Source organism: Ruegeria sp. BH8 (assembly GCF_056538065.1).
Genome location: NZ_JBQFSP010000032.1, coordinates 1 through 9,134 on the forward strand (window position 1 = coordinate 1; position 9,134 = coordinate 9,134).

Genomic DNA, 9,134 nt, shown 5'->3' on the forward strand with positions numbered 1-9,134 from the left:
GAATGGTTCTTCCGTTTCGACATCTCTGATCTCCTCTTCGTCGAAGATCAGCAAACAACAAATCGTAGCTTACGTCAGTGTCCGAAATTCACGGGGTAGCTCAACTCGACCTACTCCCAATTACTTCGTTTCGTGGCAAGCGCATTCGCTAGGATCATGCCCGGAGTCGTTGCGAATGTGGATCGGCGCAAGTTCACTAAACAGCATTTGTGGCGAGCCAAGGGTACAACCGCTTTTGATCCGCTTCGAAGGCCGTGATTTGCCGCGCAGATTGCATTGTCCGGTCGATCAGATCGGTGCCGGCCCGCAGGTTTGTGCGATGTGCCACATCAATTGCGAAGGGTACAAATCTCCTATCATCCATAAGAACGCTACAGGTCTCAAGATTTACCACGACCTTCAGATCTGGTCTCGCCGCAAGCGCGGCATTGATCAACTCGTGATCGGATCGGCTGACTTGGGCGCAAAGAAGCCCGCAATTGGTGGCGTTGTTGAGGAAGATTGAGCCGAAGGACGGCGCGACGATTGCCCGGAACCCGTAGTCGAGCAACGCCCAAACCGCATGTTCGCGCGATGACCCGCAACCGAAATTCTCGTTCGCAACGAGTATCTTGCGGCCTGCCATCTCGGGCCTGTCGAGCGGATGCCTTGTCTGCCGTTCCGCCGCCGCGCGGCGCTGTTCGAAAAAAAGCCCCTCGGCCAGACCGTCCCGCCGGATTGTCGTCAGGAATTGCTTTGGCAGTATCGCGTCCGTGTCGATATTGATTTCCTCGAACCGGAACGCCGCCGAGCGGACGGTCTCAAACGGCAACATGGTCGTTCTCCCGCGCATGCAGGCAATGATGCAGAAGTTGCTCTTCGGTCATGCCCTCATTCGGCAGATGCGCAATGGCCTCGCCGTCGCGCAGGACGATGATCGAATCCGCAAGCGCCGTCAGTTCGTTCAGTTCCGAAGAGACCAGCAGAACCGCCATACCGCTTTCGGCCAATTCGTTGATCAACGCATATATCTCTTCTTTCGCGTCGACGTCGATGCCATGTGTCGGCTCATCTAGGAGCAGGATCCGGCATTGCGCCGCCAGGTTTCGCGCAAGCAGCGCCTTCTGCTGATTTCCGCCAGAGAGGGAGGTCACGCTGTCCTCTGGGCTGGTCGCCTTCAGGCGCAATCGTTCGATCAGGCCCTGCGCGCGTATGACCTCTGATGCCTTGCGCGGGAAGGGCAGCCAGGATGCGGCCCGGTTGGCGTCGAGGCTGGCAAGCGTGACGTTCCGATAGATCGGAAAGCCGGGGATGACGCCCTGATGCCGACGGTCCTCTGGCAGAAGGCCCAGGCCTTGCGCCCAGGCGTCGCGTGGCGAGGCGATGCGGACCGCCCTGCCCTGCATCCGGTGCGTCGCACCCGGTACCGGATCGGCGGCCATGATCTGACGCAAGAGTTCGGTCCGGCCGGAGCCGGCGAGCCCCGCCAAACCGACAACCTCACCCGCGCGCAGCGACAGGGAAAGCGCCCGGCCCCTGCGCAGCGGATCGAGGCCCGAAAGCTCCAGAACAATCTCGCCGATTCGCTCGGATCGGCGCGCCATCGCCCCAGCCTCGCGGGCGCGGCCCGCGATCAGGGCGACCGCTTCGGCGGGGGTGGTGTCCTTGACATAGCGATCTGCGACCAGCGTACCGTCGCGCATCACCAGAAGCCGGGAACAGATCTCGAAGATTTCATTCAACCGGTGAGAGACGTAAAGAAACGCCACGCCTTGCGCGCTCAACTTGCGGATAACGCGGAACAGTTCGGCGATCTCGGCCTCGGTGAGCGAGGCTGTGGGCTCGTCAAGGATGATGACCCGCGCCTCGGCCGCCAAGGCCCGCGCGATCATCACCATCCGACGCTCGGCAACCGACAGCGTGCCGACACGGGGCGCGGGGTCGATCCCGGAATGCAATGCCTTGAGCGCGGCGGAGGCACGCGCGGCAAGCGCCCGGCGGTCCAGCAGACCAATCCGCCCCGGATAGCCCAGCCCAAGGCATACATTCTCGGCCACGCTCAGCATCGGCACATCGTTCAATTCCTGATGAACGGTGACGATACCCGCCGCGACCGCATCGCGGGCCGAATGAAACTCCAGCACCCTGCCATCCAGTTCCAGGCCACCTGCGTCCGGTCGTTCGACGCCGCCGAGTATGCGCATGAGCGTGCTCTTGCCCGCGCCGTTCTTGCCCAGCACGCCGATCACCTCGCCGGGATCAACCGAAAACGTCACCTCGCGCGCGGCCTGCACGCCAGGATAGGCCTTGCAGATTCCCCTTGCCTTCACAGACCCGCTCATCGCCGTAGCCTCCGCCCGAACCGGCTGAGCAGCACGGCCATGATCAGCAGCCCTCCCTGTGCAATGTTGATGGCACCGGTGGAAAGCTGCAGCATGGTCAGCCCGGTCTGGATCACCCCGATGAACAGCACCGCGATCACCGTGCCCGCAACCGTGAAACGCCCGTCGCTGGATATTGTGGAGCCGAGGAATGCCGCCGCGAAGGCGGGCAGCAGGTAGGGCTGACCGGCATTCGAAAAGGCCGAAGCGGATTGCGCCGTCAGCAGGATACCGGCAACCGTGCCCAGCACCGCGACAAGGACGAACCCGGTTACACGCAGCCGCGCGACGGGCAAACCGGCAAGAAACGACGCTTCGCGGTTCGACCCGGTGGCATACATGTAACGCCCGGCCTCTGACCGTTCGAGCAGCACCCACATGGCAAGTGCGATTGCCCCGGCGATCCAGACCTGCAGATTCAGACCAAGAAACATCGACTGACCAAGTGCTACATAGCCCGCGTCGATCCCCGAATAGATCGTGCGCTGGTCAGTCAGGCTGAATTCGATGCCCGTCAGCAGCGTCGCCATGCCCAGCGTGATGATCAGCGAATTGGCCCCGGCCAGCGTGACCATCAGCCCCGTAGCCAGACCGACGGCCAGCGCAAGGACCAGCGCTGCCACGATCGCAATACCCCAGGGCACCGACCAGAACGACATGAGACAGACCGCAAAGGCACCGCCAAGCCCGATCATTGAGCCGACCGAAAGGTCGATCTCGTTCATCACCAGCGCCGCCGTCAGCCCGAGCGCGGCAATGGTCAAGGGCGCCGCCAAGGTCAGGATCGCCCGCGCGTTGGTCCAGGAAAAGAACGCTTCGGGACGCAGCACGGAAAACAGTACGATGGCAAGGAGCAGTGCGATGACAAGGCCATAACCCTGCAGCAATGCCTCGGCAAACCGGCGCAGGGCCGGGCCGGAAATCACCTCCCGGCCCGCCGCGCCCGCTCCGCCATTCTGCGAAACGGAGCTCATCGCATCACCCTCCGACGCCGAATTCGGCGGCCCATTTGGCGCTGAAATAGGCCTCGTAATCGGTGGTCGGCGCAAGATACTCGCCTTCCGGCGGCATATTGCCGACGGTTATCAGCGAGGCTTCGCGCAGGTCGACCCCGTAAGTCTCTACCGAGTTCAGATAGGCGTTGGGGTCAACCTCGGTGCCGCGCGCCCACAACTGGACAAGCTGATCGACGGCGACATAGCCACATGCCTCAAGCCGCATCGTCGCCAGCGCGTCCACTTGGCCGCGGCGCATCGCCTCGACATTCACCATGTCATCGAAATAGCCAACGACCAGAGGCCGCTCGGGGAAATCCTTGCCGGGAAAGCGCTGCGCGACAAGCTGGCCCATCACTGGCACCGTATAGTTCGCCGTGCCCAACAGTGCGTCCACATTCGGAAAAGCGGTCAGCTGGCTGGTCACGGATTGGCGGGCGTCAGCGATCTGGTTGGCAAGGTCACTGACATGCTCGTCCACCACCTTGATATTGGTACCTTCAAGATCGGCGTAGAGATCATCCGAACGCGCCTTGCCTGCCCAAACCTGACTGAAGGTCGAGATCGCCATAGTCTTTTCGTCACCAGAACGCTCGTCGAGCCGTTCGATCAGATAAGCATGAAGCAGGTCCGACATCTCGGTTTCGAGCGGCGCGTATTGCGCTGTGATCAGGTCGTTTGGCGTGGTCCCGCCGCCAAGTGTTATCCATGGCACGCCAAGCTCATTGGCACGTCGGATCTGTGCCATAACCGGCGCAGGTTCGATGGCGACCGTGAGGATCGCATCTACGTTCTGATTGAGCAGGCTTTCGGAGCAGCTTGCCATCCGCGCGGGATCGCCAAGGCTGTCGCAGACAATCACGTTCCAGCCCAGCTGTTCCGCAGGAATGCGCGCACCTTCCGCGATGCGAAAAGCTACCTCAGCCTGCGCGTTCAGTTGCAGGATGCCGATTGTTTTTTGCGGCAAATCCACGCGCGGCCCCGCCTTGTCCGCACCCATCTGTGCCTCGTCGGCCAAAGCAGTATTGGTTGCGACGGCAAGTCCCGCGACCAATGTCATTACATTTAAAAATCGTCCCATCTTGTTCTCCCTATTGTGACTGTTGGAGTTCTGCCGGTTCATTGTCCGGCGCCTTATCCCGCGACAACGCCAACTCCTTTTCGAGAAAGTCGTGTGTCCCAAGAATTTCGTTTACTTCGGCAAAACCGACCCTGCGCTCCGCCACCGCAGAGCACGCCGCCAGAAGCGCTTCGATCGGATGCAGCGCGACCGCATAGCCGAGCCGCGCAAGTTCCTCATCCGAGGGCGGTGTCGGCCCCCCTGTCGGCGCCGCGTTGAATAGTACCGGCCCCCGGACTTTGTCCGGGATCGCGGCGATCTGGTCGGCGGTCCGGGGCGCATCTATGAAGACCGCCGTGGCGCCCTCGTCCAGAAAGGCGTTGGCGCGGAGGATCGCCTCGTCAAAGCCATGCACGGCGATGGCATCGGTCCGGGCAATGATATCCATCCCCTCGCATTCCGCGTGCCGCACAGCCGTGCGTATGCGCGCCAGGGCTTCCGGACGGTCGACAACCGCTTTGCCCGCCAGATGGCCGCAGCGTTTGGGGCTGACCTGGTCTTCGACATGCAGTGCGTCGACCCCAATCTGGGCAAAGCGATCGACCATGCGCGCCACGTTCAGCAACCCGCCATGACCGGCATCGCCATCGACGATCAGCGGCAGGTCTGGGCAGGACGCGGCGATCCGGGCATAGATCGAGACCATCTCGTCCAGCCCCAGAAGCCCCAGATCCGGCAAGGCGTGCTGCGCCGCTGTCGCCGCGAACCCCCCGCAATAGATCGCTTCGGCACCACACCCGGCGATCAGCCTGGCACTGAGCGGGTCATATGCTCCGCGCAGCACCAGCAGATCGGCGTCCGGCGCAAGTCGGTTTGCCAGCCAGCTCATCGTCTGATCCAGGCTTAGCCAATATTGAACGGATCGCGCGTGGCGCCCGTCAACTCGACCCAGACCGCCTTGGTCTCGGTATAGGCTTTGACCGCCTCGATCCCGTTTTCGCGCCCGATACCGGAATGGCCGAAACCGCCGAACGGCACATTGGGGGCGACTACACGATAGGAATTGATCCAGACCGTTCCGGTGCGCACCTTGTGTGCAACACGGGTTCCGCGTTGGCCTGATTGGGTCCAGATGCCCGCAGCCAGCCCAAAGCGTGTGGCATTTGCGATTTGGATCGCTTCCTCTTCGGTTTCGAAGGTCAGAACCGAGAGCACGGGGCCGAAGATTTCGTCCTTCGCCACTTCCATGTCGGCATCCACTCCGTCAACAATGGTGGGCTGAATAAAGAACCCGTCATGTTCCGAAGAGGCACCGCCGCCGGTTGCGAACGTGGCACCTGCCTCTTTGGCCCGCTCGAGAATTCCCAGAACCTTTTCGAACTGCGGACGGGTGGCCATCGGGCCCATTTCCGTGGCCTGATCCATCGGATCGCCCATCTTGATCGTCTTCGCCCGCGCGATGACCCTGTCTAGCAGCGCATCCTTGACCGACGCCTGCACCAGCAGGCGCGACCCGGCCATGCAGGTCTGCCCCGTCGCCCCGAACACACCGGCGATAACGCCATTGGCCGCAGCCTCCAGATCGGCATCGTCAAACACGATGTTGGGGGATTTGCCGCCCAGTTCCAGCGTCACGCGGGTGAAATTCTCGGCGCCGGCCTGCATCACCTTGCGCCCGGTAGCATCCGAGCCGGTGAAAGCCAGCTTGTTGATCCCTGGATGCGACGACAGCGCGGCGCCCGCCTCGGGACCGCCGGTCACGACATTGAAGACCCCGGGCGGGAAACCGGCTTGCTCGAACAGCTTTGCGAATTCCAGGGTCGAGGCCGGCGTGTGCTCGGACGGTTTGACCACCATCGTGCAGCCCGCTGCCAGCGCCGGTGCCAGCTTGAACCCAAGCAGCAGGACCGGCGAGTTCCAGGGCGTGATCGCCCCGACCACCCCAATCGGTTCGTGCCGGGTATAGATGTGGAAATTCGGGCGCTCCGAGGGGATGACCTCGCCGCCGACCTTGTCCGCCGCCCCAGCAAAATAGTAAAGCCATTCAGGCAGGTACTTGGCTTGGGCCAGCATCTCTTTGTAAAGCTTGCCGTTATCGGTGCTTTCGACCGTTGCAATCCGTTCGGCATTCTCGGCGATCAGATCGCCCAGGCGGCGCATCAGCTTGCCCCGCGCCTGCGCGCTCATTGCGCCCCACTCACCGCTCAAAGCGTCACGGGCGGCGGCAACCGCCGCGTCGATATCGGCCGATCCACCGTCCGGCACAGTGGCCCAAACCTCGCCGCGATAGGGGTTTTCCGAGGCCAGAACCGCGCCAGAGCTTGCGGCGACCCACTTCCCCCCGATCAGCATCTTGAAATCTCGGTGGGTGTCTACTTTTTCATCGAGCATTCGCTCCTCCCGGTGTCTTTCCGCGCAGGAGCAGGCCACGAAACATGGCTGACGACTTTTGCTCCTCCCGCAGGCTTCGTCGGGTCTGATCATTCGGCGTTGGAGGGAACTCTAGTAGACAAAGTAATGGAAAGCAGTTTTGCGTGGATAGAAAATTACGTATTTACAATTCTTTACCTGCTTCAGTGACACCACATCCACGCCAAGGACAATGATTCCCGGCTGTGCAGAACCCATCGTTTTTCGTATATGGAAGACATGGAATGGGATGACCTTCGCTACTTTCTCGCGGTCGCGCGCACGGGAAGCCTGTCGGCAGCGGCAGAAAAACTGCGCGCGAGCCCCTCGACCGTAAGCCGCCGCGTGTCCCAACTCGAGCGCGCGCTGTCGGTCTCGCTCTTCGATCACCATCAGACCGGCTACACGCTGACCGATGACGGCGCGGATCTGTTCTTCCACGCCGAAGCGGTCGAGCTTTCGGTCACCGATCTAGAGATGAAAGTTGCTGGGCGAGATCGCCAGCCCGAGGGGCATGTCAAGTTTGCAACCGCCGAGAACCTGGCGAACTACGTGATCCTGCCCGAGATCGCCCGATTCAGGGATCGCTACCCCGGGATCGTTCTGGAGGTCTCGACCGGGATCGGCTCGGTCAGCTTGTCACGACGCGAGGCCGATCTGGCGGTCCGTCTCAACCGCCCCGAGCAGGGCAATGTCAATATTCGAAGGATCGGGACGCAGAAGTTCGGGCTATTCGGCAGCCCCGACTATCTGTCCGGGCACGAGCGCGAAGGCCGCACCGAGTACGATTTCATCGTTTGGGGCGAGGATTTCGCACATCTGCCCATGATGGCCTGGCTCGACCGCGTGCTGATGGGCCGACCGCCAGCGCTGATCGCGCACAGCCTCTATGGCCAGCTTGTCGCCGCGCGCGCAGGTCTTGGTCTCGCCGTGCTGCCGTGCTTCCTCGGCGACCCGGAACCGGGTTTGCGAAAAGTGGATCTTGGCGGTGACATGGTCGAGCAGGAGATTTGGCTGGTCATTCATCGCGGCCTTGCCGGGTCCGCGCGCGTCCGCGCGGTGGCCGATTTCATGACCGAACTCTTTGCGGAAAAACGGGCCCTGCTGGAAGGCACCACCTGACACACCATCCCCAGGCCGGGCTTTCCAAATTCGAAAAACACCCCACCGTAATTGGCGGTATATAACCGCTACGCCCGATCCTACCTTTCCAAAGGAACGATGGAGGGCAGGATGAAATCACGCAGGTTGGGGCAGGAATTGACGGTGTCCCAGATGGGTCTCGGCTGCATGGGCATGTCGGAATTCTACGGGCCGACAGACGATACGGAATCGCTCGACGTGCTCACCGCCGCGTTCGAAGCAGGTGTGAATTTCTTCGACACCTCCGATATGTACGGACCGCACCACAATGAAGAACTGCTGGGGAGGTTCCGCAGGAAAGTGGGCAGCAGCATGCGCATCGCCACAAAGTTCGGGATCGTCCGAAACCCAGGGGAGTATGCGCGCTCGATCGACAATTCGGCAAAATATGCACGCCGGGCCTGCGACGCCTCGCTGCGGCGGCTGGGCGTAGAGCGCATCGACCTTTATTACGTCCACCGCATCGACCGCAGCCGACCGATCGAAGAGGTCATGAGTGCGCTTGCGGGTCTCGTCGCCGAAGGCAAGATCGCGCATATCGGCCTTTGCGAAGTCAGCGCCGAGACTCTGCGCCGCGCCCATTCCGTGCACCCGGTTACGGCGGTCCAGACCGAATACTCGCTTTGGACGAGCGACGCCGAGGACACCATTCTGCCCGTTTGCAGGGAACTGGGCATCGGATTCGTGCCATACTCTCCGCTAGGCCGGGGGTTCCTTACAGGGCGAATAGAGCGCCGCAGTGATATTCCAAAGGGTGACTTTCGCCGTTCTTTGCCACGTTTTGAAAGCGGCAATCTCAGTCGCAACACCTCCATACTGAAACCGCTCAGCGAGATGGCCAAATCAAAAGGTATATCTGTTGCTCAGAGTGCACTTGCTTGGGTCATGGCAAAGGGTAACGACATCGTTCCCATTCCGGGCACAAAGCGAATAACCCATCTTCAAGACAACCTTGAGGCAGCGAAGTTCGAGCTTTTGCCAGAAGACATTGATGCGATGGATATTTTGTCGCGATCGCATAAGGCATTTGGCGACCGATACACTGCGGAGGGCATGAAAGGTGTAAATGCCTAACGGGTATTGCCAAGTTGTTTGAGGATGCATGAAAAGTGATTTTGTTCCGCGCTCAGGCTGTCATTTCTGCAGTGTATTCATCCCAGAGTGTGA

8 protein-coding genes are annotated in these 9,134 nt (G+C 61.3%); 2 read left to right on the plus strand and 6 right to left on the minus strand.

Annotation, left to right across the window (positions count from 1 at the left end; all coding sequences use genetic code 11):
* Positions 1 to 196 precede the first annotated feature (196 nt).
* From leuD to ACR0AD_RS20720, 6 genes are read right to left on the minus strand one after another with little or no spacing between them, the layout of a single operon-like run.
* A complete protein-coding gene (gene leuD / locus ACR0AD_RS20695) occupies positions 197 to 814 on the minus strand; it encodes a 3-isopropylmalate dehydratase small subunit (RefSeq protein WP_480489455.1) in 618 nt (205 codons plus the stop codon).
* On the minus strand, positions 801 to 2,321 hold the full coding sequence (locus tag ACR0AD_RS20700) for a sugar ABC transporter ATP-binding protein (protein ID WP_480489456.1): 1,521 nt from the start codon (positions 2,319 to 2,321) through the stop codon (positions 801 to 803). Before ACR0AD_RS20700 ends, leuD begins: the two co-directional genes overlap by 14 nt.
* Positions 2,318 to 3,334: an ABC transporter permease gene (locus tag ACR0AD_RS20705; protein WP_480489457.1), complete on the minus strand. Its 1,017-nt coding sequence runs from the start codon at positions 3,332 to 3,334 to the stop codon at positions 2,318 to 2,320. The genes ACR0AD_RS20700 and ACR0AD_RS20705 overlap by 4 nt, the downstream gene beginning before the upstream one ends.
* 4 nt (positions 3,335 to 3,338) lie before the next feature.
* A complete protein-coding gene (locus ACR0AD_RS20710) occupies positions 3,339 to 4,436 on the minus strand; it encodes a sugar ABC transporter substrate-binding protein (RefSeq protein ID WP_480489458.1) in 1,098 nt (365 codons plus the stop codon).
* 10 nt (positions 4,437 to 4,446) lie between these two features.
* Positions 4,447 to 5,304, minus strand: a complete 858-nt coding sequence (locus ACR0AD_RS20715; RefSeq protein WP_480489459.1) for an isocitrate lyase/PEP mutase family protein — start codon at positions 5,302 to 5,304, stop codon at positions 4,447 to 4,449.
* A 14-nt stretch (positions 5,305 to 5,318) separates the two neighbouring features.
* Positions 5,319 to 6,806 carry an aldehyde dehydrogenase gene (locus ACR0AD_RS20720; RefSeq protein ID WP_480489460.1) on the minus strand — a complete coding sequence of 496 codons (1,488 nt, stop codon included), beginning with the start codon at positions 6,804 to 6,806 and terminating at the stop codon, positions 5,319 to 5,321.
* A 258-nt stretch (positions 6,807 to 7,064) separates the two neighbouring features.
* On the opposite strand from ACR0AD_RS20720, the gene ACR0AD_RS20725 reads away from it, so the two are divergent.
* Together ACR0AD_RS20725 and ACR0AD_RS20730 are read left to right on the plus strand one after the other, a co-directional pair.
* Positions 7,065 to 7,946, plus strand: coding sequence for a LysR family transcriptional regulator (locus ACR0AD_RS20725; RefSeq protein ID WP_480489461.1), 882 nt, complete (start codon positions 7,065 to 7,067; stop codon positions 7,944 to 7,946).
* 111 nt (positions 7,947 to 8,057) lie between these two features.
* Positions 8,058 to 9,041: an aldo/keto reductase gene (locus tag ACR0AD_RS20730; protein ID WP_480489462.1), complete on the plus strand. Its 984-nt coding sequence runs from the start codon at positions 8,058 to 8,060 to the stop codon at positions 9,039 to 9,041.
* The last annotated feature ends 93 nt before the right edge of the window (positions 9,042 to 9,134 follow it).